The organism is Rhizobium sp. S152, from assembly GCF_030380735.1.
In the GTDB taxonomy this organism is placed as follows: Bacteria; Pseudomonadota; Alphaproteobacteria; order Rhizobiales; family Rhizobiaceae; genus Rhizobium.
Genome location: NZ_JAUDRZ010000009.1, coordinates 12,885 through 35,310, shown reverse-complemented (window position 1 = coordinate 35,310; position 22,426 = coordinate 12,885). Strand labels below are relative to the sequence as shown.

Genomic DNA, 22,426 nt, shown 5'->3' with positions numbered 1-22,426 from the left:
CAATCAAGTAGTGTCGATCAATGATCTGGGGACCGGACAAGTCCGGTGACCGCATCATTGTTTTTGCCGGCCAGCGCCGCCCGCTGCCCGGGACTGACCGCCATTGCGGTACTGTTCGAGCATCTTTGCGCGCTTCACTACACCCTCACCCGCCTGCCCTGCAAGCACTGCAGCGTGGATAAAAGCGTTCTGACCCATCAGGCCTTCCATTTCGCTCTCCGAGAAGAGGTGGTAGGAAGGTATTTCCTCCTCGGTCTCCATTCCGAGGTGCCAGGCCTTGCGGGCCTGGTCGATCTTTCTCACCCCATCGGCCGCCGCGTCCGTTGCGTGGAACACCGCAAGCGCGGCGCCACTCCTGATCGCGGCATCCACCTTCGAGGCGCCACTGATGAATTGGCCGGCCTTGCGAGCCATGTTCATCATCTGCATCAATTGCTGCGCAAGCAGCTTGTCGACGGTCTCGCCGAGATCGGCGGCCGCCTTTACATCCGTTTTCAGGGCGCGGGCGAAGGATTTCTTCGCCACCGCTTTATCGACCAGAGCGCGGTCGATCTTCACCCAGCAGCCGCGTCCCGGAAGCTGGCGCTTCAGATCGGCGACCACAGTCCCATCGGGAGCGGCGACGAAGCGGATCAGTTCATCAGGCGATCCGCTTTCGCGCGTCACGATGCACATGCGACCATTCCCGTCATATCCTGCAAGATCGTCGTCTTCAGGAGAAACGATGGGCTCACGCGCGGACATTATACTTCCTGCTCGGCCTCGGGAGCTTCTTCAGCTTCCGCTTCCTTCGCGAGGTCTTCCTCGGTGATCCAGCCAGCCGCGAGGCGGGCCTGGACAACCATCTGTTCGGCTTCGACGCGCGAGACTTCGAGCTTCGAGAACAGGCCCTCGAACTTCTTGGTTTCGCCGTTCTTGCGCTCGCTCCAGCCGACGAGATCGTCGGCGGCGCAGCCCGCGAAGTCTTCCATCGTCTTGATGCCGTCTTCGCCGAGCGCGACCATCATCTGGGCGGTCATGCCGTCGATGTTGCGCAGTTCGTCGGATACGCCGAGCGCCTTGCGCTTCTCGTCCATCTCCGCTTCGAGCTTTTCGAGATATTCGCGGGCGCGGGTCTGAATTTCCTGGGCGGTATCTTCGTCGAAACCGTCGATCGAGGCGATTTCGTCGAGATCGACATAAGCCAGCTCTTCAACAGCCGCGAAGCCTTCGGAAGCCAGAACCTGGCCGACCATTTCGTCGACGTCGAGCGAATCCATGAACAGGTTGGTGCGCTCGTTGAATTCCTTCTGACGGCGCTCCGACTCTTCGGCTTCCGTCATGATGTCGATGTCCCAGCCGGTCAGCTGCGAGGCGAGACGGACGTTCTGGCCGCGGCGGCCAATAGCCAGCGACAGCTGCTCGTCCGGAACCACGACTTCGATGCGTTCCGCGTCTTCATCGAGAACGACCTTGGCGACTTCAGCCGGCTGCAGGGCGTTGACGACGAAGGTCGCCGGATCCTGCGACCACGGAATGATGTCGATCTTTTCGCCCTGAAGCTCGCCGACGACGGCCTGAACGCGCGAACCACGCATACCCACGCAGGCGCCGACCGGATCGATCGAACTGTCGTTCGAGATCACGGCGATCTTGGCGCGCGAACCCGGGTCGCGGGCAACCGACTTCACCTGGATGATGCCGTCGTAGATTTCAGGCACTTCCATGGTGAAGAGCTTGACCATGAACTGCGGATGCGTGCGCGACAGGAAGATCTGCGGGCCGCGCTGTTCGCGACGGACATCATATACGTATGCACGGACGCGATCGCCATAGCGGACGTTCTCGCGCGGGATCATTTCGTCGCGACGGATGATGCCTTCGCCACGGCCGAGATCGACAATGACGTTGCCGTATTCGACGCGCTTGACGGTGCCGTTGACGATTTCGCCGACGCGATCCTTGAACTCGTCGAACTGGCGGTCACGCTCGGCTTCGCGAACCTTCTGGACGATGACCTGCTTGGCGGACTGGGCGGCGATACGGCCGAAATCCATTGGCGGCAGCGGATCCGCGATGAAATCGCCAAGCGCCGCATCCGGGTTGCGGTCGCGGGCCAGTTCCAACGGGATCTGGGTCGAATAGTCCTCGGCGGCCTCGACCACCTCGAGCAGACGCTGCAGGCGGATTTCGCCGGTCTTCGGATTGATGTCGGCTCGAATGTTGGACTCGGTGCCGTAACGGGAGCGTGCTGCCTTCTGGATCGCATCGGCCATTGCGGCGAGCACGATTTCGCGGTCGATGACCTTTTCGCGCGCCACTGCATCTGCGATCTGCAGAAGTTCGAGCCGGTTCGCACTGACTGCCATTGTCTTTTCTCTCCGTCTAGGCGCCCGGGGTTCCCTTACCCTAGAGCCAAAAGTTGATCGGTTTATTCTTCGTCTTCAGCGTCGTTCTGGTTCGCGGCCTCTGCCTTCGCCAGCTTATCGGCGCGCAGGGCATCACGGATCAGATCGTCGGTCAGAATGAGCTTTGCATCGGCAAGAGCCGTGAACGGAATGACGATATTCAGTTCTTCGCCCTCGGAAACCTGGTCGCGCTCGAGCGTAAAGCCATCGACGTCGCTGGAGACGATCTTGCCGCGGAAGCGCTTGCGGTTGCCGACCATGATCGACGTTTCGCACTTCAGTAGGTGGCCCTGCCAGCGCACGAAATCAGACTTGCGCACCATCGGGCGATCGATCCCGGGCGACGACACTTCCAGATGATACTCTTTATCGATGGGATCTTCCACATCGAGAACCGGGGAAACGGCGACTGAGACCTCTTCGCAGCCCTCAACGTCCATCGTTCCATCGTTGCGCTCGGCCATGATCTGCATGGTGGCGCCGTTCTGGTTCAACATGCGGACCCGGATCAGGCGATAGCCGAGATCGATCAGCACGGGCTCGACGATGTCGGCAAGGCGCTGATCCAAGCCGGTTTCCGTAATCAGCCGAGGCTCGAGTTCATTGTCTGCGTTCGTCGTATCCGACAAGCGATGCGCTCCTAGCAATTTCATGCATTCAGGGTGATCGCGGTAATAAAAAAGAGCGGGTCCTTGCGGCCCACTCTTCATCAATGCGATCAAGATTTGAGAGCCATATAGGCCCGTTTCAGCAAAATTGCAAGCTCCTCGGGATCGGCGGCGCAGCAACGGCGGGGCGTGTGGCCAGAATCAGCCTTTTGCTTATATAGCATAGCGGACGGAGCATCGAACGGGAGGAACCGTGGCTTATACTTCATCGACGTTGGCACCGCTCAGGCACCAGACATACCGTACCATCTGGTTCGCCAGCCTCGCGTCGAACTTCGGCGGCCTGATCCAGGCGGTGGGCGCGGCGTGGATGATGACGATGATCACCGCCTCAGGGGACATGGTGGCGCTGGTGCAGACATCAACGGCGCTTCCGATCATGCTGTTCTCGCTGGTCTCGGGTGCGCTTGCCGATAGCTTCGATCGACGGCGCGTGATGCTGACGGCGCAGTGCTTCATGCTTGCCGTCTCGGCGCTCCTCAGTATCAGTGCCTTTTTCGGGCTGCTTTCTCCCTGGCTTCTCCTATTCTTCACCTTCATGCTCGGCTGCGGAACTGCCTTGAACAATCCGTCCTGGCAGGCGTCGGTCGGAGACATGGTTCCGCGCACGGATCTTCCCGGCGCCGTCACTTTGAACAGCGTCGGCTTCAACATCACCCGTAGCGTGGGGCCGGCGCTTGGCGGCATCATTGTGGCGGCGGCGGGAGCTGCGGCAGCCTTCGCTGTCAACACGGTCAGCTATTTCGCGCTGATCTATGCGCTCATCCGATGGAAGCCCAGCTATCCCGTCTCGACGCTGCCTCGGGAGGCGCTGGGCAGCGCGATCTTCGCCGGCTTACGCTATATCTCGATGTCGCCGAACCTGCAGAAGGTAATGCTGCGCGGGCTTATCTTCGGCGTCAGCGCCAGCTCGATTCTCGCCCTGCTGCCGATCGTGGCGCTTGAACTTGTCGTGGGCGGACCTCTGACCTACGGCCTTATGCTTGGCTCCTTCGGCATCGGCGCCATTGGCGGCGCGGTACTGAATGCGCGGCTGCGAGAGCGCTTTTCCAGCGAGACGATCGTGCGTCTCTCATTCGCGGGCTTCGCGCTCAGCGCCGCCATCGCCGCCTTCAGTCCGGTTTCGGCGTTGACCTGCGCCGGACTGGTAATCTCGGGCGCCTGCTGGGTGCTGGCACTGTCGCTGTTCAACACGATCGTGCAGCTCTCGACGCCGCGCTGGGTGGTCGGCCGGGCGCTGTCGCTCTACCAGACCGTTACCTTCGGCGGAATTGCGGGTGGCAGCTGGCTCTGGGGTGTCGCCGCCGACAGGTACGGCGTCGCCAACGCGCTGCTCCTGTCCGCCGTCGTCATGCTGTTCGGTATCGTAATCGGCTTGAAATTCTCGATGCCGGCCTTCGCTTCGCTCAATCTCGACCCGCTCAACCGTTTCACCGAACCGTCACTCGGCCTCGACATCACGCCGCGCAGCGGGCCTGTCGTCATCCAGGTGGATTACGAGATCGATGACGGCGACGTACCGGAATTCCTGATGCTTATGGGCGAGCGGCGGCGCATCCGCATCCGCGACGGCGCACGCAACTGGGCGCTGATGCGCGACCTTGAAAAGCCAGGGCACTGGACGGAGACCTATCACACGCCGACATGGGTCGAATACATCAGGCACAACCAGCGCCGAACCCAGGTCGATGGCGAAAACACCGACCGGTTACGGGCGTTGCATCGCGGCGAAAACGCGCCCCACGTGCATCGGATGATCGAACGCCAGGCCATTCCGCCGAGCGACGACCTCTTCTTCAAGGCGCATATCGACCTGCACCACTGAGATCATTTGAGCTTGCCGATCATGTGAGCCTCGGGGTAGCAGGTCGGCTTCATGCCGTTCTTTTCCTGCCACTGGCCGATGGAGCGGCGGGTCTTGTATCCGGGCAGCCCATCGGAACCGCCGACGTCGTAGCCCTTTTTCTCCAGCGCCTTCTGCATGGTGGCGACATCCGAGCGCAGCATCTTGCCGACATCGCCCCAGGCGCCTTTGAATGCGCCAGAGCCATAGGCGATGCGGTCCGCCAGATTGCCGATGTAGAGGGCGTAGAGATCGGAATTGTTGTATTCCTTGATGACGTAGAAATTCGGCGTCACCAGGAATTCCGGGCCGTCGCGGCCGGCGGGGACCATCATCATGCCCGAAGCCTTGCTTTCAGCGGAACCGAAGGCCTTGCCGGAAATACTGGTGATGCCGAGCGACGTCCAGTGCGACATTGGCTTGGCGAGATCGGGGCCTTCCTGAGCGCAGGACACCTGTGCGGGGATCGTCACCTCGTAACCCCAGCCGCGGCCTTTCTGCCAGCCTTTCTGAACCAGGAAATTGGCGATCGAGGCCAACGTGTCCGGCACCGAGGTCCAGATATTGGGATGGCCGTCGCCATCGAAATCGACAGCGTATTTCAGATAACTGGTCGGCATGAACTGCGGCTGGCCGAGCGCGCCGGCTGACGAGCCCTTGAACTCAGCCGGCGTCGAATCGCCTCGATTGATGATATCGAGCGCAGCCAGCAACTCTGTGCGGAACATCTCCTTGCGTGTCGACATGAAGGCCTTGGTGGCCAGCACCTCGATCGCAGAATTCGGGATCTTCGCTGCGCCGAAGCCGGTTTCGCGGCCCCAGATCGCCAAGACGATCGAGCCGGGGACGCCATAAGTCTTCTCGATCTTCTTCAGCGTCGAGGCATATTGCGACTGGAAGCCACGACCGGTTGCCGCCAGTCGCTTCAGGCGGTCATCGTTGAAGTATGGCGCGGGGGAGGAGAATTCGGCCTGAGTCTGCTTCTGCTCTTTCGGCGGCGGGAAGCCGGGAGGAGCGAGGTCGGTCAGCGACCAGTCAAGTTCGACGCCTGAAAATGCTGCTTCGAAGGCGCTACGGGAAATGCCCTTCTTCCGCGCCTCCGGCCACACATCGGTCTGCACCCAGCTTTCAAACTGCGCTTCGATCGCCGCTTTGGAAGGGGCGGCATGCGCGACAGCGGTGGTTGAGAGGATGGAGAGCAGAGTAGCGAGGGCGTGCCGGATATTGATTGGCATGATTTTTTCCCTCATATCGCCGTTCGCGCCCGAAGGGCGGCGGTCAGCGTGCCTTCGTCGAGATAGTCGAGCTCGCCGCCGACGGGCACGCCGTGGGCAAGACGGGTGATCTTGACATCGAGCCCTGCCAGCTGGTCGGTTATATAGTGGGCTGTAGTTTGTCCCTCGACCGTCGCGTTGACGGCGATGATGATTTCCTTGATACCGCCCTCGCCAACGCGCTCGATCAGCCCGCGAATATTGAGATCGTCCGGCCCGACGCCATCGAGCGGCGAAAGCGTGCCGCCAAGGACGTGATAGGCGGCATTGAGGGCACCGGCGCGCTCTAGAGCCCAGAGGTCAGAGACATCCTCGACGACGATGATCAACGATTGGTCCCGGCGATCATCGGTGCAGACAGTACAGGGATCGGAGGTATCGACATTGCCGCAGCGCGAGCAGATCTTGACCTTGTCGTAGGCCTCGCCCATCGAGGCGGCCAGCGGCCCAAGCAACTGGTCCTTCTTCTTGATCAGATGCAGCGCCGCGCGCCGCGCCGAGCGCGGACCGAGGCCCGGCACCTTCGCCAGCAACTGGATAAGTTTTTCGATTTCCGGACCGGTGACTCGCTTTGCCATGAGCGGTTATTAGCCCATATGTGAAAAAAACGGAAACAGCCGAAAAGACGTGATGATGAAAATCCTTGCCGTGTGCACCGGCACTGCCGAGCGACTGCCCGGCAAGAGCTACAAGACCGGCATCAACAAGCATGCCACCGGAGGCAGCGTGATCGTCGATGCCGAGGGCCTGCTCGGGGATGCCATCTGCAACCGCAAACACCATGGCGGTGTGGACCAGGCGGTTTATATCGAGGGCAGCCTGACGCTGGACTGGTGGTCCGGCGAACTCGGCCGCACGCTCGCGCCTGGCACGTTTGGCGAGAATCTCGTCGTTGGGGGACTTGATAACCGCGACGTGGCGGTGGGCGACCGGTTCATAGCCGGCGATCTTGTTCTCGAAGTCACCTCCGCCCGTATTCCCTGCGCCACCTTCGCGGCGAAGATGGGCGATTACGGATTCGTCAAGCGCTACACGAAAGCCGGACGCCCCGGGATTTATTGCCGCGTGATCCGGGGTGGTGCGGTGACGGCAGACGCACCAGTCGAATACCAGCCATTTGCCGGCGCCAAGGTGATGATGCCGGAAATGATGGCCACATTCGGCAAGAGGCTATCGACCGAAGACCGAGCGCGATATTTGGCGGCGCCGATCCACTATAAGCTGCGCGCCATTCTCGAAGAGCAAAGCACTTGACGAGGTGATGGGAAGCCGAAAGCCGCCGTTCAGCGATTTCCATACATCTCCACTTGCTGATGAAAACTATCCTCCTAGTTTTCACGCACGGGGTGCAAATCGAAGGAGGCTCGCATGTTTATTGGAAAACTCTCCACGACAGTGATGATCGCCTTGACCGCCACTGCAATACTATCGGCGACGCCGGCTGCGGCGCGGGTCAAGGCCGGCGCGCTCGGCTGCGATATCTCCGCTGGCTTCGGTGTTATCGTCGGCTCAAAACGCCAGATCCAGTGCGTCTTCACGCCGTCGTCGCCGGGACCGAACGAACACTATACGGGAACCATCACCAAGCTTGGAATCGACATTGGCGCGCTGAGCGGCGGTGGGTTGAGCTGGCTGGTCTATGCGCCGACGAACCGCATAGACGGCGCGTTGCAGGGGAGCTACTCCGGCGTAGCCGCCAACGCGACGCTCGGGCTTGGGCTGGGTGCCAATGTGCTGTTCGGCGGGTTCAACGGTTCGATCGCATTGCAACCGGTGTCGGCGGAAGGGACGGCGGGCCTGAGCATAGCGGCGGGCGTCGCCAACATGATCCTGACCTGGCAGCCGCCGCCACCGCCGGCCAAGCCCGTCAAGACAACGAAGCGGCACAGCACGCAGCACCCGAAATAAGCCGATCGCCGAAAGCAAGCGCGGCGCCCAACGGCGCCGCCTTCGTTCGGATCGTGAGATTCTGGCCGATCAGAACGGCATCTTGAAGCCGGGCGGGATCGGCAGGCCTGCGGTCAGCGCCTTGGTCTTTTCCGCGGCGACGGCGTCCGCCTTGTCCTTGGCATCCTTATGGGCGGCAACGATCAAGTCTTCGAGGATTTCGACGTCGTCCTCCTTGAAGAGCGACGGATCGATCTTCAAGCTCTTCATCTCGCCCTTGCCGGTGACGACGACGGTGACCAGACCGCCGCCGGACTTGCCTTCGACGGCGAGCTCGGCGATCTCCGCCTGCATCTGCTCCATCTTGGCCTGCATTTCCTTGACTTTGCCCATCATGCCCATGATGTCACGCATCGCCATACTCCTTCTTGGTACTTAGAATTCTATGTCGTCGCCGGGCAGGATATCGCCCTCTTCGGATTCGGCCACCGCAGGCGCCTGAACCGTACCTTCGTCTTCCTCCGGCGCCGGCGCCCTGACGCGAACGTCGATAATCTTGGCGCCGGGAAACTGGGAAAGAATGGCAGCCACGTCGGGATCCTGGCGGGCATCGCTGACCTGCTGCTCCTTGGCGCGCGCTTCCGCCTCCACCATGGTCGGCTGGCCCTGATCGCGGCTGAGGCTGACGATCCAGTGGATTCCGGTCCATTCCCTGAGCTTGACCGCCAGTTCGTTGAGCAGCGTGCCGGGAGCACCTTCCGTCAAGTTGACGTCGAGAATGCCGGGTTCGACACGGACGGGGCGTACGAAATTACGCACCAACGCCTTGATCTTCACGTCTCGCTTTTCGCCAGCAAGATCGACTATGTCGCTGATGGACTTGACTGAAACCAGCGGCGCGGGCGCCTCGGCCTCGGCGCGACCGACCGGCATCGCCTGCGGGTTGGTATTGGGTACGGCGCGTAACATGGCGGTAGGTCCGGAGGACTGCGGACGCGGCGCAACCGCCTCGCTTCCCCGAACCACGACATTGCCCTGATAATTGACCGTAGCACCGCCGCCGCCATTGCCCGATGGTGTGGGCTGTCTGGAGCCGCCGCCATTCTCCGAAAACTCGGCGAGCCGGCGGGCTGCATCCTCGGGCGCAGGCAGATGGGCCGCATGCGCAAGACGGATCAGCACCATTTCGGCCGCACCGGCCGGGCGCGACGAGGCTTCCGCTTCCGGGATGCCCTTGAGCAGCATCTGCCAGATACGCGACAGCGTGGTCACCGCGACACTTTGGGCGAATTCGGCAGCCTTGATGCGCTCGATTTCGCTGAGCGACGGATCGTTGGCGCCTTCAGGCACGTATTTCAGCCGGGTGACCAAGTGGGTGAAATCGGCAAGGTCGGTCAGCACAGCGACGGGATTGGCGCCGGCATCGTATTGGCTTTCGAATTCCGAAAGTACCGCCGCCACGTCGCCTTTGACGACATGCTGGAAAAGATCGACGATACGGGCGCGATCGGCAAGGCCGAGCATGCCGCGAACGGAGTCAGTGAGGACTGCGCCGCCGCCGTGGGCAATCGCCTGGTCGAGCAGCGAGAGACCGTCGCGGGCGGAGCCCTCGGCTGCGCGGGCGATCATCGCCAGCGCATCGGGCTCGGCCTCGATGCCTTCCTTCGATGCGATCGTGGTGAACAGGCCGACGAGATCGGACGCGCTGATGCGGCGCAGGTCGAAGCGCTGGCAGCGCGACAGGACCGTGATCGGCACCTTGCGGATTTCCGTGGTGGCGAAGATGAACTTCACATGCTCCGGCGGCTCCTCGAGCGTCTTCAACAGGCCGTTGAAGGCCTGGGTCGAGAGCATGTGCACTTCGTCGATGATGTAGACCTTGTAGCGCGCCGAAACCGGACGGTAGCGCACCTGTTCGATGATCTCGCGAATATCGTCGATACCGGTGTGCGAGGCGGCGTCCATCTCGATGACGTCGACATGCCGGCCTTCCATGATCGCCTGGCAGTGCTCGCCGGGGATCCTGAGGTCGATCGTGGGCTTGTCGATCTCGGCGGTCTTGTAGTTCAACGCGCGCGCCAGGATACGGGCGGTCGTGGTCTTGCCGACCCCGCGAACGCCTGTGAGCATATAGGCTTGCGCGATACGGCCGGTCTCGAAGGCGTTGGTCAGGGTCTGGACCATCGGCTCCTGGCCAACCATCAGATCCGTGAAATCCTTGGGGCGGTATTTGCGTGCCAGCACCCGGTATCCGGTGCCCGTCGAGGCGGCATCTTGTGATTGTCGCTCGGTGTCGCTCATCGCCCTGCTTAACGCCCGAACTCTTCGGGCAAAGGATGGAGAGAAGGGTGGGAGGCTGGCACGATGACCCGTGCCTGGCTCGTTAGGGCTGCTTCCTTCCGGACCTGACCCGGTTGGCGAGTGGCTCGTCCACCACCAACCTCCCGAAGGCACATATCGGCAATATCGCGATCAAAAGCAAGCCAAGCCCCAAAAAAACTGCTAGCCTCTGGAAAAATCAGGAGGAATACCCGTTGGACGCATTCGAACTCGACCATCGGCTCGCCAATGACAGCATCAGCATCATGCGGACGGGGCTCTGCGACCTCAGACTATCCAAGGACTGTCGCTGGCCGTGGCTCATCCTGGTGCCGCGCCGTGCCGATATCACCGAGATTTTCGAGCTGACGCCACTCGACCAAGTGATGCTGACATTCGAGACCGAAATGGTCGCTTCGGCGCTGAAGAAGGTGACCGGTGCTGCAAAAATCAACGTCGCGGCTATTGGCAACATCGTCCGGCAGCTTCATGTTCATGTGATCGCGCGTTTCGAGGGCGATGCCAACTGGCCCGGCCCCGTGTGGGGCTTCGGCAAGCCGGAAGCCTATGACGACGCTAAACGAGATCAACTGATAGAGACTTTGCGGGAAGCCCTTACATCATGAGCCGTTCGCTTTTCGATTCGGATGTACCCCATCCGGAACCCAGCAATCTGACTGCCTTCGCCGCCAATGACTTGGTCCGCGATTCCGAGCATCGCAACGAGAGCTCGGTTGACGAGGCGCTGGCCAAGGACGGAACCCATATCTTCGCCTTCAGCGGTGACAAGCTGGTGCTGAAGCATGATGGCCAGGTGCTCGACCCGCTGTTCGCGCGCTACGAACTGAAGGACTTGAAGCCGAACTGGGACGAGACCGTCCTGCTCAGTTACCGCAAGACAGGCGAACCCCGGCTGGCCGTGCCTGTCGCAGTATCGGAAGAAGAGCTTTCCAGCCACTATAAGCCTGCTGATGGCCGGTCGCTTTATCGCGACATGCTGCTCGATGAGGTTCTGCTCGGCGAATTCGCCCAGGGCGCCAGCCTGATCCGCTGGAACGGCGACAACAAGTTCTGCGGCCGCTGCGGCTCGGCGATGGAGATGCGGATCGGCGGCTACAAGCGCGTATGCTCCGCTTGCGGGCACATGATTTTCCCGCGCACCGACCCCGTGGTCATCATGTTGACCGTGGACGAGGAGCGCGATCTCTGCCTGCTCGGCCGCGGGCCGCATTTCGCGCCGGGCATGTATTCCTGCCTTGCCGGCTTCGTGGAGCCCGGCGAGACGATCGAAAACGCCGTTCGCCGCGAGACGTTGGAGGAATCCGGCATCCACACCGGCCGCATCCGCTACCACGCCTCCCAGCCCTGGCCGATGCCGCACACGCTGATGATCGGATGCTATGCCGAGGCGAAATCCAGGAACATCGTTCGCGACGAGCAGGAGCTGGAAGATTGCCGCTGGTTTACCCGGGAAGAAACACTCGAGATGCTCGAGCGCCCCGGCAGCACCGGCGCGGCGCCGCCGCCAAAGGGCGCCATTGCCCATCGCCTGATGCGCGACTGGGTGGAGTGGAAGAACCGATAGGCCAATAACATGGCGCGCTCCGAACGCCTGCTGACATTGCTGCAAACACTGCGCCGCTACCGGCGGCCGGTCAGCGGCTCGGTGTTGGCCTGCGAGACCGGTGTCAGCATTCGCACGCTCTACCGCGATATCGCCAGCCTGCAGGCGCAGGGCGCGCTGATCGAGGGCGAGCCGGGCATCGGTTACATCCTCAGGCCGGGCTTCATGCTGCCGCCGATGATGTTTTCGCAGGACGAGATCGAGGCATTGGTCCTTGGATCACGCTGGGTGGCCCGGGCAGCCGATCCGCGCCTGGCCGCGGCGGGTGCGGATGCGCTGGCCAAGATCGCCGACGTGCTGCCGCGCGAGATCCGCGACGAGATCGAGACCTCCCCTCTCCTCATCCACATGCGCCCGCCGATCGCGAGCAAGGCCGATCTCGGCGTCATCCGAAAGGCAATCCGCTCCGAGCGGGTGCTGAAACTGACCTATACGGACGAAGGCGGCGCGGTTTCGATCCGCAACGTCTGGCCGTTTGCCATCAGCTACACCGAGCAGGTGCGGATGGTGGTCGCATGGTGTGAGCTCCGACAAGACTACCGACATTTCCGCACCGATCGGATCGTCGAGATGATCCCGCAGGAAACACGCTATCCTCGCCGCCGTGCCGTGCTGCTGCAGGAATGGAGCGAGCGCGAAATCGAGCCGCGCGAACAGAAAACACTACTGCCATAAACTGACAGTGTGTGGCGCTATTGTGGGTCCATCGAAACAAGAGGACCTGCCATGACGAGCCTGAACACTTGCCAGACCCCGCGCGGCACCCTGCGTTCCGAGGACGCCGTTTCCGACACATGGTATCCGCAGTCGTTGATGCTGCGCATGATGCAGAACGCGTCCCGCAACATGAGCCGCAGCGGCACGCCGCGCCTCGATCCGCTATCGATGTCCGAGAACTTGAGACGCGACATCGGCGTTATCGACTGGGGCAGCCACGCACGCGAACGCTAACCGACGCTCCTAAGCTTTTTCATCCGAGCCTTTTCAACGCCGCCGGCATGCCGGCGGCGGTCGAGCCATCACGCTTGTTTCCAAAAACGAGGGACATAACCATGAACAGCCCGAATCTTATCATTCTCTATGTGAGGGATCCCGCCGAGAGCGCGTCGTTCTACAAGGCGCTGCTTAATCGCGAACCGGTTGCCGCTGCGCCCAATTTCGTCGCCTTCGCGCTCGATGGCGGTTTCACGCTCGGCCTGTGGCGGTTGAGCAGCGTGATGCCGCGGCCGTCGGCGATCGGCAGCAGGGCCGAGATCGCCTTCATGGTGCCGGGTGAAAACGGGGTCTCGAACCTCTACCGTGACTGGCGCGATCGACATCTACCCATCGCCCAGGATCTGACCGATCTCGACTTCGGCCCAACCTTCGTCGTGCTTGATCCTGACGGGCACCGGCTGCGCGTCTGTGAGCCAGATAAATAAATCGCGATCGCATTAAAAAGGGCGCTTCGGCGCCCTTTTGTCATTTCTGCAGCTGGCCCCGCATCGGGTGGCCCTTGTAGACGCCGAGGATCCGTACTTTCTCGGAGAAGAACTGCAACTCTTCCAAAGCGCGGCGAACGTTTGCGTCGTTTGGATGACCCTCGATATCGGCATAGAACTGGGTGGCGACGAACTTGCCGCCGAGCTGGTAGCTCTCCAGCTTGGTCATGTTGATGCTATTGGTGGCGAAGCCGCCGAGTGCCTTATAGAGCGCTGCCGGAATGTTGCGGACGTTGAAGACGAAGGTGGTGACCAGCTTTTCCTCGGGAGCTTCGCGTTCCGCCCACTGCTCGTCACGCGACAGGACGACGAATCGGGTCACGTTATCCTCCGTGTCCTCGACGTTCTCCGCGATGATGTCGAGCTTGTAGAGATCGGCGGCGAGCCGCGGCGCAAGTGCCGCCATCGAGCGATCGCCGGTTTCCTGCACCAGCTTGGCGGCGCCCGCCGTATCGCCGGCCACCACTGCCTTCCAGCCATTGGCGCGGACGATCTTGCGGCACTGGCCGAGCGCGTGGATGTGACTATGGACCGTGCGGACTTCGTCCTTGGTGACACCTGGCAGCACCATCAACTGAAAGCGGATCGGCATGAAGTACTCGCCGATGATGTGAAGGCGCGATTCCGGCAGCAAGTGGTGAATGTCGGCGACGCGGCCGGCGATGGTGTTCTCGATCGGGATCATAGCCAGGTCGGCATCACCGCTTTCAAGCGCCACGAAGGCATCCTCGAAGGTCTGGCATGGTAGCGGATCCATATCAGGAAACATGTCGCGGCAGGCCATGTCGGAATTGGCGCCGAAGTCGCCCTGGAAGGCGATTTTGTTGGTCTTGATGCTCATGGGAGATCCGTTACTTCGATTGGGCGGAGAGAATGCGCCGTGCCTTTTCAAGGTCGGCGGGAGTATCGACACCGAGCGGAACGGTGTCAACGATCTCGGCATCGATACGCATGCCGGCTTCCAGCGCCCGCAACTGCTCCAGCGACTCGCGCTTCTCGAGCGTGGACGGGCCGAGCGCGACGAAGCGCTCCAATGCCGAGCGACGATAGGTGTAGAGGCCGATGTGATGATAGAGCGGGCCATTGCCATAAGGTGCGGTGGCACGCGTGAAATAGAGCGCCTTCAGACGGGTCTCGGACAGCGGCGAGCCGACGATCTTGACGATATGCGGCGCCGTCTTGTCTTCCTCGTTGTCGATCTCGATCGTCAGCGTGGCGATGTCGACGGCTTCGTCCAGCAGCGGACGCAATGACGCCCGCACTGTTTCCGGCTCGATCGTCGGAAGATCGCCTTGCACGTTGACGATATATTGCGCCTTGCCCTCCGGATCGACCTTCGTCAGAGCCTCGTAGATACGGTCGGAGCCTGACTGGTGATCCTTGCTGGTCATGACGACCTCAAAGCCGGCTTCCTTCACGACGTCCAAGACGCGCTGGTCGTCGACGGCCACGACGACGCGGCCGATCGCCGCCTCTGTCGCACGCCGCGCGACCTGCACGATCATCGGTTGACCGCAGATATCGGCAAGCGGTTTGTCGGGCAACCGGGTCGATGCCATGCGTGCCGGAATGAGGACGAGGACGTTGTCTAAATTTGGATTAGTCATTGTGCAGGCCTTCAATTCCCGGCGGAAAGGTGTCAAAAAGTCTCATGCAGCGGACGCGTTCGGCTGTTGCAAGAGGTAGCCAAAAGACATAGGTTCCGCTCGATTTCAAGAGACAGACCGGTTTTATGTCTGCCGGTTTGTGAGGGGGAGCATCGCAGATGAATTCATACGTGAATACGGCGGTGGGGGCGCTACTTGGAACGGTCTTCGTTCTGATGTCTGTTTCCATTGCCTCGGAGAGCATCTTTCATTCGGAGAAGCCGGAGAAGGAAGGCTTTGCCATCGTGGCGGAAGAGCCTGCCGCAGGCGGCGGGGAAGCCGCGCCGGCCGCCGCAGCCGTGCCGATCGCGCAATTGCTGGCGAAAGCCGACGCCAAGGCGGGCGAAGCTGTTTTCAAGAAGTGTCAGGCCTGTCATGACGGCACTAAAGGGGGACCGAACAAGGTCGGGCCGAACCTCTTTGGTGTCGTAGATCGTCCGATAGCCTCGCATGAGGGCTTCGCTTATTCTTCGGCTATGAAGGACTTTTCCAAGGGCAGCAGCGAGAAGTGGACGTTCGACCACCTCAGCCACTTCCTGATGGCTCCGAAGAAGTACATTGCCGGAACGGCGATGGGCTTTGCCGGCATTCCCAAGGATACCGATCGCGCCAACCTCATCCTCTTCCTGCACACCCTGTCGGATTCTCCGGTGCCTTTGCCGGATCCGAATGCACCCGACGCGGCGACGCAGTAAGAACGACCGTCAAGCCCGGCCCAGTGCCGGGCTTTTCATTGGGCGGCGCCACCGAGGATGTAGGCCCAGAACGACACCGAGATGGCGCCCAGTCCTGTCGTGACCGTTATGGTCGATGCGGCCAAGCTGTGGCCGACGCCGAAACGATTGGCGATCAACCATGCGTTCACGCCTGTAGGAACCGAAGCGATGAGCACAAGTGCCGCGGTCCAGTCGCTCGCCAGTCCCAACAGAAAGCTCGCCGCCCAGACGCATGCAGGAAGAAGCACAAGCTTGAAGGCGGAGGTTACGCTGGCGATACCGACATTACCGGATACGCCATATCTCTGCAGCGCCATGCCGAGCGATATCAAGGCTACGGGGCCAGCCACGCCGGCGATCTGATCGACGATGGATTCGATGGGTCCCGGCATACTGAGATCCAGCAGGTGCATGGCGGCACCGCCAGCAAGTCCGATAACCAGCGGATTACGGACCAAGTTCTGGAGAATCTGACGTATCACCTTGGCCATACTGCGTTCGGCGCCGCCGGAAATCTTGTGCTCGGCCCGCTCCATCATGATGGTGCCAATGATCATCATGACAGGCAGATGGACGGCGATCAGGATCGACAGCGGCACCAGTCCCTTGTCACCGACCGTCCGCTGCACCAGCGGCAGGCCGACGAAGATGGTATTGGCAAAGGCCGACGAAACGCCTGATATCACGCCAATGCGCTCGTCTCTGCCGAAAAAGCGCGTCGCCGCGAGGTGGCCGGCAACCCAGGTCACGGCCACGCCCGAGAAATAGGCGATCCAGAGGCGGAACGGCGAAGCGCCGTGAAAATCGGCTCCGGCGATGGTGCGAAACAACAGGAGCGGTACCGCAAGCTTGAAGACGAAGTCGCTTAGAGCGTCGCCGATCTCCGCCTTCATCAAGCCGATCTTGACCACCAGCCAGCCGATCAGGATCATCACGAAGATGGGGAGGACGTCGAAGATAATGGCTGACATGGGAGGGACTGCCTTTGCATGCGGAGATGACAGACCTAACAGCAAATCGCCCGTGATGTAGAGACAAAAAAAGCGGGCCAAGCCCGCTTTTCCGCATCCGGTCTTGCCGGATATCCAGTGCGTGCTGCCAGTTCATCCGTGGTCAGCAACACCGGCAAAGGGTCGAAGGACAATCATGCCTTCCCTATCGACAGCGGAACTGGCCGCCCATGTCGATCCGTTGAAAGTACAACTAACGCTTCAAGATGACGGACGCATGACGATCCACGCGGATTTTCAGCAAGAGTCGGGACCTAGCCGCATTTCTTCTTCCCATGCCGCGAAAATTCGCTAAGACCGATCACCGGCTATCACCAAAACCGGGATTTCCCTCTTCATGACCAAATTCGATGTACTGACTGTCGGCAACGCCATCGTCGATATCATCGCGCGTTGCGACGACCAGTTCCTCATTGACCACAAGATTACCAAGGCGGCGATGAACCTGATCGACGCCGAGCGCGCCGAGCTGCTCTATGCGCATATGGGTCCAGCACTGGAGGCATCGGGCGGCAGCGCCGGCAACACGGCAGCCGGGATCGCCAACTTCGGCGGAAAGGCTGCCTATTTTGGCAAGGTCGCCGAGGATCAGCTGGGCGAGATCTTTTCGCACGACATCCGCGCCCAGGGCGTGCACTACCAGACCCAGGCTCGCGGCAAGTTCCCGCCGACCGCACGCTCGATGATCTTCGTCACCCCGGATGGCGAACGCTCGATGAACACCTATCTCGGCGCCTGTGTCGAGCTTGGTCCCGAGGATGTCGAGCCTGAAGTCGTGGCTGAGGCCAAGGTCACCTATTTCGAAGGCTATCTCTGGGATCCGCCGCGCGCCAAGGAAGCGATCCGCGATTGCGCCCGCATCGCCCATGAGAACGGCCGCGAAGTGTCGATGACGCTCTCCGACAGCTTCTGCGTCGATCGCTATCGCGGCGAGTTTCTAGACCTGATGCGCTCGGGCACCGTCGACATCGTTTTCGCCAACCGACAGGAAGCGCTGGCGCTCTATGAGACCGACGATTTCGAAGTGGCGCTGACCAGCATCGCCAGGGATTGCAAGATCGCGGCCGTGACGATGAGCGAGGACGGCGCCGTTATCCTGAAGGGTGCGGAGCGTTACTACGTCGACGCGATCACGATCAAGGAATTGGTCGATACGACAGGTGCGGGCGACCTTTTTGCCGCCGGCTTCCTCTACGGCTACACGCAGGGGCGGACGCTCGAAGACTGCGGCAAGCTCGGCTGCCTGGCCGCCGGCATTGTCATCCAACAGGTCGGACCGCGTCCGATGGCATCGCTCGCCGATGCGGCGAAGCACGCAAGTCTTACTTGAAGGCTTCGCCGGGATAGGCTCCCCAGATTTCCGACTGCGCCACCCAACCTTCGGCGCCGTCGGTCTTGGCCAGGCACCAGTCGCCGTTGCATTCGCCGATATTCATCATCACACCCGGCTCGAGCTTGGCGACGACGGTCGAAGACGGCAGCGCTTCGCGGCGCATGTTGACAAAGACGCTCTGGCCCTTGCCCTTCATCCACGGTGCGGCAATGGCCGCGCGCGAACCCGACAGGAGCGACTGGTTGACCCAACCCTCGGTGCCGTCGGCATCGCGGATCTGGCGCCAGTTGTCGTATTCCTGAATGATCTCGACCGGCAGGCCGGCCTTCAGATACATCCACGAAGCCGCGTAATCCGTGCCGGGACCGATGCGCAGGTTGACGCGCTTGGACTTCAGCGTCACGAAGCGCGGCAGCGGCAGGCCGCTTGGGCCTTTGGCGGCCTGGGCAACGGCAAATTCCGCCGTTCCCATCGAAAGCACGAAACCGATCGCAACCGCGAGGAATGATTTCAGGACTTTGCTACGCATTGGACTTCCATTCGCTCGCATTCGAGACAGCTTTTCCGCCTGATGTCAGGAGTTCGGCATTCGGCCGGCCTTGGCTCACGAGTTTTGTTTGTCTTCGTGCGCGGGTCTGGTAGAAATTGCCCGGAACGGGGAAATTATCCCGCGTCTTGGTTAAGGACATCTGAACAAGGCAGCGCCGGCGCTCATGACGACAAAGAAAAAACCGAAGGTCTACATTACGCGAAAGCTGCCGGATGCCGTGGAAACGCGCATGCGCGAGCTCTTCGACGCCGAGCTCAACATCGATGATATGCCGCGCTCGAAGAGTGAACTGGCAAGCGCGATGAAGACCGCCGAAGTACTGGTCCCGACCGTCACGGATCGCATCGACGCGACGCTGCTCGAAGAAGCGGGGCCGCAGTTGAAGCTGATCGCCAGTTTTTCAAACGGCACCGATCACATCGACGTCGAGGCGGCCGCCCGCAAGGGCATCACCGTCACCAACACGCCGAACGTGCTCACCGAAGACACGGCCGACATGACGATGGCGCTTATCCTCGCAGTGCCGCGCCGGCTTGGCGAGGGCGCGCGCGTCCTCGCCGACCGTCCGGGCGAATGGGCCGGATGGTCGCCGACATGGATGCTGGGCCGCCGTATCCACGGCAAGCGCATCGGCATTGTCGGCATGGGCCGCATCGGCACCGCCGTAGCGCGCCGCGCCAAGGCCTTTGGCCTGTCGATCCACTATCACAACCGCAAGCGTGTCAGCCCGGTGACCGAGGACGAGCTGGAGGCGACCTATTGGGAAAGCCTGGACCAGATGCTGGCACGGGTCGACATCGTTTCGGTCAACTGCCCATCGACGCCGGCAACGTTTCATCTGCTATCGGCGCGCCGGCTAGCTCTGCTGCAGCCGACTGCCTATCTCGTCAACACGGCGCGCGGCGATGTGATCGATGAGGCGGCGCTGATCAAGAGCCTGCGGGAAGGCAAGATCGCAGGCGCCGGTCTCGACGTGTTCGAGAATGAGCCGGCCGTCAACCCTAAGCTGATCAAGCTCGCCAACGAGGGCAAGGTCGTGCTGCTGCCGCATATGAGCTCGGCGACGATCGAGGGCCGCATCGACATGGGCGACAAGGTGATCATCAACATCCGCGCCTTCATCGACGGACACCGTCCGCCCAACCGAGTGCTGCCCGGGCGCTAAGTGGAAAGCTGCTTGCGCATCTCGATCGAGGTCGTGCGGGTAAAGCCCGGATGAGCGTTCTCGGCCGTTCTAAAGAAGCCCCAGCGGGCGAAAACGGCGTGGTTCTCGACAAGCTCGATACGGGTTTCCAGCCTGAGCGCGGGCAGCGAGAGTTCGCCGGCAACCTGTTCAGCGGCCGCCAAGAGCCGCCGCCCGACGCCTTTGCCCTGTGCGGCTGGTGCAATGGCGAGCTTGCCGACGTAGAGGCAATCGCTCTCCGGGCGAAGGAAGATGCAACCCAGCAAGCTATTGCCTTCACTCGCCACAAAGGCGATCTCGGCAGCGGCCTTGTCGGCGAGGGATTGCAGCGTCAACCGGTGCGCCGAGGATGGTGGATCAATGCGATGGTCCATGTAAGCGAAAGACGAGAGTATCAGCGCCAACAGTTCATCCCATTGCTGGAAATCGGCTTCGATACGATCGATCTTCATTGTGCCGCGGCGGCCTTCGCGCGCCGGCGCTTGTAGCGAATTACGTCGAAGCGGGCAGCCAGGGCATCGTAGAGCAGCAGGCGGCCGACCAGCGGCTCGCCGGTACCGGTCACGAGCTTGATCGCTTCCATTGCCATCATCGTGCCGATGACCCCGGTCAGCGCGCCGATCACGCCGGTCTCCGCGCAGACGGGGATAAGTCCTTCCGGGGGCCTCTCGGGGAAGAGATCACGGTAAGTGGGGTTCTGCGTTCCGTCTTCCGCCGCCTCGTAGGGCTTCAGAACGGTGACGGAGCCATCGAAACGTCCAACCGCGCCGGTGACCAAGGGGATGCCCGCCTTTTCGGCAGCATCGGCAGCGGTATAGCGCGTGTCGAAATTGTCGGAGCCATCGATCAGCAAATCGAAACCGGACAAATGGCGGCGGGCGGACTCGGCCGAGAAGCGCTCCTCGAAGCGAATCACTTTGACGTGCGGATTGAGCCGGGCGATGGAAAAGGCAGCGCTTTCGGTCTTCAATTCGCCGATCGTGCCGGAATCGTGGATCACCTGACGCTGCAGATTGGAGAGCGACACCCTATCGTCATCGGCGATGCCGAGAGTGCCCACGCCGGCCGCCGCAAGATACTGCAGAACCGGTGCGCCAAGACCGCCGGCGCCGATGACAAGAACACGCGCAGATTTGAGCTTCTGCTGGCCGGCGCCGCCGATCTCGGGAAGCAGGATGTGGCGCTGGTATCGGGCGATTTCTTCCGGGCTCAACGGTTCCATGGGGCCGATGCTAACATGGTCTTCCGCCGACGTGAAATCCGTATCTGTCATTCTAAAACCTTCCCATCGGCAACGGTGAAGAACTGCGCCCGATCACCGAGCGCGGAAAACATGGACCGGTCCGTGCCGGTCATGAAGGCCTGGCCGCCCAGCGCATCGATCAGATCGAACAGTGCCGCGCGCCTGCCCTCATCCAGATGCGCTGCAATTTCATCCAGGAGCAGAACTGGTGCGTGCTCGGTAAGGTTCGCCACGAGGCGCGCATGCGCCAGAATGAGACCGACCAGAAGGGCTTTCTGCTCGCCTGTCGAACAGCGCGCGGCCTCCATCTGCTTGTCGCGATGGCGCACGAGGAGATCGGCGCGGTGCGGTCCTTCCAGCGTTCGCCCAGCGGCGGCGTCGCGATAGCGATTTTCGGCAAGGGCCGCCGCATATTCATCCTCAAGATCAACGGCGGGGCGGCCGAATTGGCCATCCATGAATCCGGAGAGTTCCAGCGCGGCGGAAGGAAAGGGCGAGGTTTCCCGCGTCTCATCGATAAGCCGGGTCAAGAGGCCGAGCATTTCCTGACGGGCGAGCGCCATGGCGATGCCGAGGCTCGCCATCTGTTGCTCGATGCCCGAGAGCCAGGACGGATCGAAGCGGCGTTCGTCGAGCAGCTTGTTGCGGCTGCGCATGGCGCGCTCGAAATCACCGGCGCGCCGGCCGTGAGCGGGATCGAGCGACAGTACAAGGCGGTCGAGGAAGCGGCGGCGCTCGGACGAGCCGCCGGTAAAAAGACCGTCCATCGAGGGTGTCAGCCAGAGCAGGCGGAGATGATCGGTCAGTTCATCGGCGGTCTTCGCCGGCGTGCCATTGATGCGCAACCGGCGCGAAGCGTTCTCATCGGTGGTATCGACGCCCGTACCGATCTCGACTTCGCCTTCCATGCCATCGAGTTCAGCAAAAATCGTGAAGCCGCCATCGGACCCCACACGCGTGACATCGCCATAGGCGGCACGCCGCAGGCCGCGGCCCGGCGACAGGAAGGACACCGCCTCCATCAAGTTGGTCTTGCCAGCACCGTTGTCGCCGGTCAGCACGACATGCCTGCCGTCGAGCGAAAGCGCCGCCGCCGCATAATTGCGAAAGTCGGTAAGCTTGAGACGGGACAGGGAGACCTTATGCGGCATGCGATATCCGGATTCGTGAAGGCTGAGAGCTAAGCGCAACGGTCATCAATGGCAAGGGCGGGTATGTTTTCACATGCGCTTGCGGGCGACGAAGTTTCCTGTTCCAGCGGC

Annotated in this window: 25 protein-coding genes and 1 other RNA gene; 11 read left to right on the top strand and 15 right to left on the bottom strand. The window is 61.6% G+C overall.

The features are described 5' to 3' along the window. Positions 1 to 54 precede the first annotated feature (54 nt). The 3 genes from QTL95_RS13090 to rimP all read right to left on the bottom strand — a co-directional run bounded on the left by QTL95_RS13090 (position 55) and on the right by rimP (position 3,016). On the bottom strand, positions 55 to 744 hold the full coding sequence (locus tag QTL95_RS13090; protein WP_289720407.1) for an RNA-binding protein: 690 nt from the start codon (positions 742 to 744) through the stop codon (positions 55 to 57). Beyond that, positions 744 to 2,348 carry a transcription termination factor NusA gene (gene nusA / locus QTL95_RS13085; protein WP_289720406.1) on the bottom strand — a complete coding sequence of 535 codons (1,605 nt, stop codon included), beginning with the start codon at positions 2,346 to 2,348 and terminating at the stop codon, positions 744 to 746. The genes QTL95_RS13090 and nusA overlap by 1 nt, the downstream gene beginning before the upstream one ends. A gap of 62 nt (positions 2,349 to 2,410) precedes the next feature. Further along, entirely contained in the window at positions 2,411 to 3,016 is a 606-nt protein-coding gene (gene rimP / locus QTL95_RS13080) for a ribosome maturation factor RimP (protein ID WP_289720405.1), read from the bottom strand. 232 nt (positions 3,017 to 3,248) lie between these two features. Here rimP and QTL95_RS13075 point away from each other — a divergent pair, with 232 nt between their 5' ends. Then, positions 3,249 to 4,880: an MFS transporter gene (locus QTL95_RS13075; protein ID WP_289720404.1), complete on the top strand. Its 1,632-nt coding sequence runs from the start codon at positions 3,249 to 3,251 to the stop codon at positions 4,878 to 4,880. 2 nt (positions 4,881 to 4,882) lie between these two features. Here QTL95_RS13075 and QTL95_RS13070 read toward each other — a convergent pair whose 3' ends face one another. Next, a complete protein-coding gene (locus tag QTL95_RS13070; RefSeq protein WP_442981290.1) occupies positions 4,883 to 6,133 on the bottom strand; it encodes a lytic murein transglycosylase in 1,251 nt (416 codons plus the stop codon). 11 nt (positions 6,134 to 6,144) lie between these two features. Further along, on the bottom strand, positions 6,145 to 6,750 hold the full coding sequence (gene recR, locus QTL95_RS13065) for a recombination mediator RecR (protein WP_289720402.1): 606 nt from the start codon (positions 6,748 to 6,750) through the stop codon (positions 6,145 to 6,147). Between the two features lie 55 nt (positions 6,751 to 6,805). On the opposite strand from recR, the gene QTL95_RS13060 reads away from it, so the two are divergent. Both QTL95_RS13060 and QTL95_RS13055 read left to right on the top strand, forming a co-directional pair. Further along, a complete protein-coding gene (locus QTL95_RS13060) occupies positions 6,806 to 7,426 on the top strand; it encodes an MOSC domain-containing protein (RefSeq protein WP_289720606.1) in 621 nt (206 codons plus the stop codon). 114 nt (positions 7,427 to 7,540) lie between these two features. Then, positions 7,541 to 8,080 carry a DUF992 domain-containing protein gene (locus QTL95_RS13055; protein WP_289720401.1) on the top strand — a complete coding sequence of 180 codons (540 nt, stop codon included), beginning with the start codon at positions 7,541 to 7,543 and terminating at the stop codon, positions 8,078 to 8,080. 69 nt (positions 8,081 to 8,149) lie between these two features. Here the strand turns inward: QTL95_RS13055 and QTL95_RS13050 are convergent, their stop codons facing one another. From QTL95_RS13050 to ffs, 3 genes are all read right to left on the bottom strand, one after another. Further along, the gene (locus QTL95_RS13050) at positions 8,150 to 8,473 is read right to left on the bottom strand and encodes a YbaB/EbfC family nucleoid-associated protein (RefSeq protein ID WP_289720400.1); all 324 of its coding nucleotides are present in this window, start codon (positions 8,471 to 8,473) and stop codon (positions 8,150 to 8,152) included. 21 nt (positions 8,474 to 8,494) lie between these two features. Next, the gene (locus QTL95_RS13045; protein ID WP_289720399.1) at positions 8,495 to 10,360 is read right to left on the bottom strand and encodes a DNA polymerase III subunit gamma/tau; all 1,866 of its coding nucleotides are present in this window, start codon (positions 10,358 to 10,360) and stop codon (positions 8,495 to 8,497) included. Positions 10,361 to 10,407: 47 nt separating this feature from the next. Further along, an RNA gene (gene ffs / locus QTL95_RS13040) (signal recognition particle sRNA small type) lies at positions 10,408 to 10,504 on the bottom strand. An 89-nt stretch (positions 10,505 to 10,593) separates the two neighbouring features. On the opposite strand from ffs, the gene QTL95_RS13035 reads away from it, so the two are divergent. From QTL95_RS13035 to QTL95_RS13015, 5 genes are all read left to right on the top strand, one after another. Continuing rightward, positions 10,594 to 11,004: an HIT domain-containing protein gene (locus QTL95_RS13035; protein WP_289720398.1), complete on the top strand. Its 411-nt coding sequence runs from the start codon at positions 10,594 to 10,596 to the stop codon at positions 11,002 to 11,004. Further along, positions 11,001 to 11,963: an NAD(+) diphosphatase gene (nudC, locus tag QTL95_RS13030; protein ID WP_289720397.1), complete on the top strand. Its 963-nt coding sequence runs from the start codon at positions 11,001 to 11,003 to the stop codon at positions 11,961 to 11,963. Before QTL95_RS13035 ends, nudC begins: the two co-directional genes overlap by 4 nt. 9 nt (positions 11,964 to 11,972) lie before the next feature. After that, complete coding sequence (locus QTL95_RS13025; RefSeq protein ID WP_289720396.1) at positions 11,973 to 12,677, top strand: helix-turn-helix transcriptional regulator; 705 nt, start codon at positions 11,973 to 11,975, stop codon at positions 12,675 to 12,677. Positions 12,678 to 12,728: 51 nt separating this feature from the next. Further along, positions 12,729 to 12,953 carry a hypothetical protein gene (locus QTL95_RS13020; protein WP_289720395.1) on the top strand — a complete coding sequence of 75 codons (225 nt, stop codon included), beginning with the start codon at positions 12,729 to 12,731 and terminating at the stop codon, positions 12,951 to 12,953. Positions 12,954 to 13,054: 101 nt separating this feature from the next. Next, complete coding sequence (locus QTL95_RS13015) at positions 13,055 to 13,423, top strand: VOC family protein (RefSeq protein WP_112535701.1); 369 nt, start codon at positions 13,055 to 13,057, stop codon at positions 13,421 to 13,423. Between the two features lie 40 nt (positions 13,424 to 13,463). On the opposite strand, the gene QTL95_RS13010 is transcribed toward QTL95_RS13015, so the two are convergent. Together QTL95_RS13010 and QTL95_RS13005 are read right to left on the bottom strand one after the other, a co-directional pair. Beyond that, positions 13,464 to 14,324, bottom strand: a complete 861-nt coding sequence (locus QTL95_RS13010) for a prephenate dehydratase (RefSeq protein ID WP_289720394.1) — start codon at positions 14,322 to 14,324, stop codon at positions 13,464 to 13,466. A 10-nt stretch (positions 14,325 to 14,334) separates the two neighbouring features. Further along, the gene (locus QTL95_RS13005; protein ID WP_289720393.1) at positions 14,335 to 15,090 is read right to left on the bottom strand and encodes a 3-deoxy-manno-octulosonate cytidylyltransferase; all 756 of its coding nucleotides are present in this window, start codon (positions 15,088 to 15,090) and stop codon (positions 14,335 to 14,337) included. Positions 15,091 to 15,248: 158 nt separating this feature from the next. Between QTL95_RS13005 and QTL95_RS13000 the strand changes: the two genes are divergently transcribed. Further along, complete coding sequence (locus tag QTL95_RS13000) at positions 15,249 to 15,824, top strand: c-type cytochrome (RefSeq protein ID WP_289720392.1); 576 nt, start codon at positions 15,249 to 15,251, stop codon at positions 15,822 to 15,824. Positions 15,825 to 15,859: 35 nt separating this feature from the next. Here QTL95_RS13000 and QTL95_RS12995 read toward each other — a convergent pair whose 3' ends face one another. Continuing rightward, the gene (locus QTL95_RS12995) at positions 15,860 to 16,816 is read right to left on the bottom strand and encodes an AEC family transporter (RefSeq protein WP_289720391.1); all 957 of its coding nucleotides are present in this window, start codon (positions 16,814 to 16,816) and stop codon (positions 15,860 to 15,862) included. A 376-nt stretch (positions 16,817 to 17,192) separates the two neighbouring features. On the opposite strand from QTL95_RS12995, the gene QTL95_RS12990 reads away from it, so the two are divergent. After that, positions 17,193 to 18,185: an adenosine kinase gene (locus QTL95_RS12990; RefSeq protein WP_289720390.1), complete on the top strand. Its 993-nt coding sequence runs from the start codon at positions 17,193 to 17,195 to the stop codon at positions 18,183 to 18,185. Here QTL95_RS12990 and QTL95_RS12985 read toward each other — a convergent pair. Then, positions 18,178 to 18,717 (bottom strand): SH3 domain-containing protein, encoded by a 540-nt coding sequence (locus tag QTL95_RS12985; RefSeq protein WP_289720389.1) that lies wholly within the window; start codon positions 18,715 to 18,717, stop codon positions 18,178 to 18,180. The two genes, QTL95_RS12990 and QTL95_RS12985, sit on opposite strands and share 8 nt — an antisense overlap. A gap of 184 nt (positions 18,718 to 18,901) precedes the next feature. Here QTL95_RS12985 and QTL95_RS12980 point away from each other — a divergent pair, with 184 nt between their 5' ends. Then, positions 18,902 to 19,903 (top strand): 2-hydroxyacid dehydrogenase, encoded by a 1,002-nt coding sequence (locus QTL95_RS12980; protein WP_289720388.1) that lies wholly within the window; start codon positions 18,902 to 18,904, stop codon positions 19,901 to 19,903. Here QTL95_RS12980 and QTL95_RS12975 read toward each other — a convergent pair. Genes QTL95_RS12975 through recF form a run of 3 tightly spaced genes read right to left on the bottom strand, consistent with a single transcriptional unit; the run spans position 19,900 to position 22,315 of the window. Beyond that, positions 19,900 to 20,373 carry a GNAT family N-acetyltransferase gene (locus QTL95_RS12975; protein ID WP_289720387.1) on the bottom strand — a complete coding sequence of 158 codons (474 nt, stop codon included), beginning with the start codon at positions 20,371 to 20,373 and terminating at the stop codon, positions 19,900 to 19,902. The two genes, QTL95_RS12980 and QTL95_RS12975, sit on opposite strands and share 4 nt — an antisense overlap. After that, positions 20,370 to 21,194, bottom strand: coding sequence for a molybdopterin-synthase adenylyltransferase MoeB (locus QTL95_RS12970; protein ID WP_289720386.1), 825 nt, complete (start codon positions 21,192 to 21,194; stop codon positions 20,370 to 20,372). The genes QTL95_RS12975 and QTL95_RS12970 overlap by 4 nt, the downstream gene beginning before the upstream one ends. Then, entirely contained in the window at positions 21,191 to 22,315 is a 1,125-nt protein-coding gene (gene recF, locus QTL95_RS12965; RefSeq protein WP_289720385.1) for a DNA replication/repair protein RecF, read from the bottom strand. Before recF ends, QTL95_RS12970 begins: the two co-directional genes overlap by 4 nt. Positions 22,316 to 22,426: the final 111 nt, after the last annotated feature.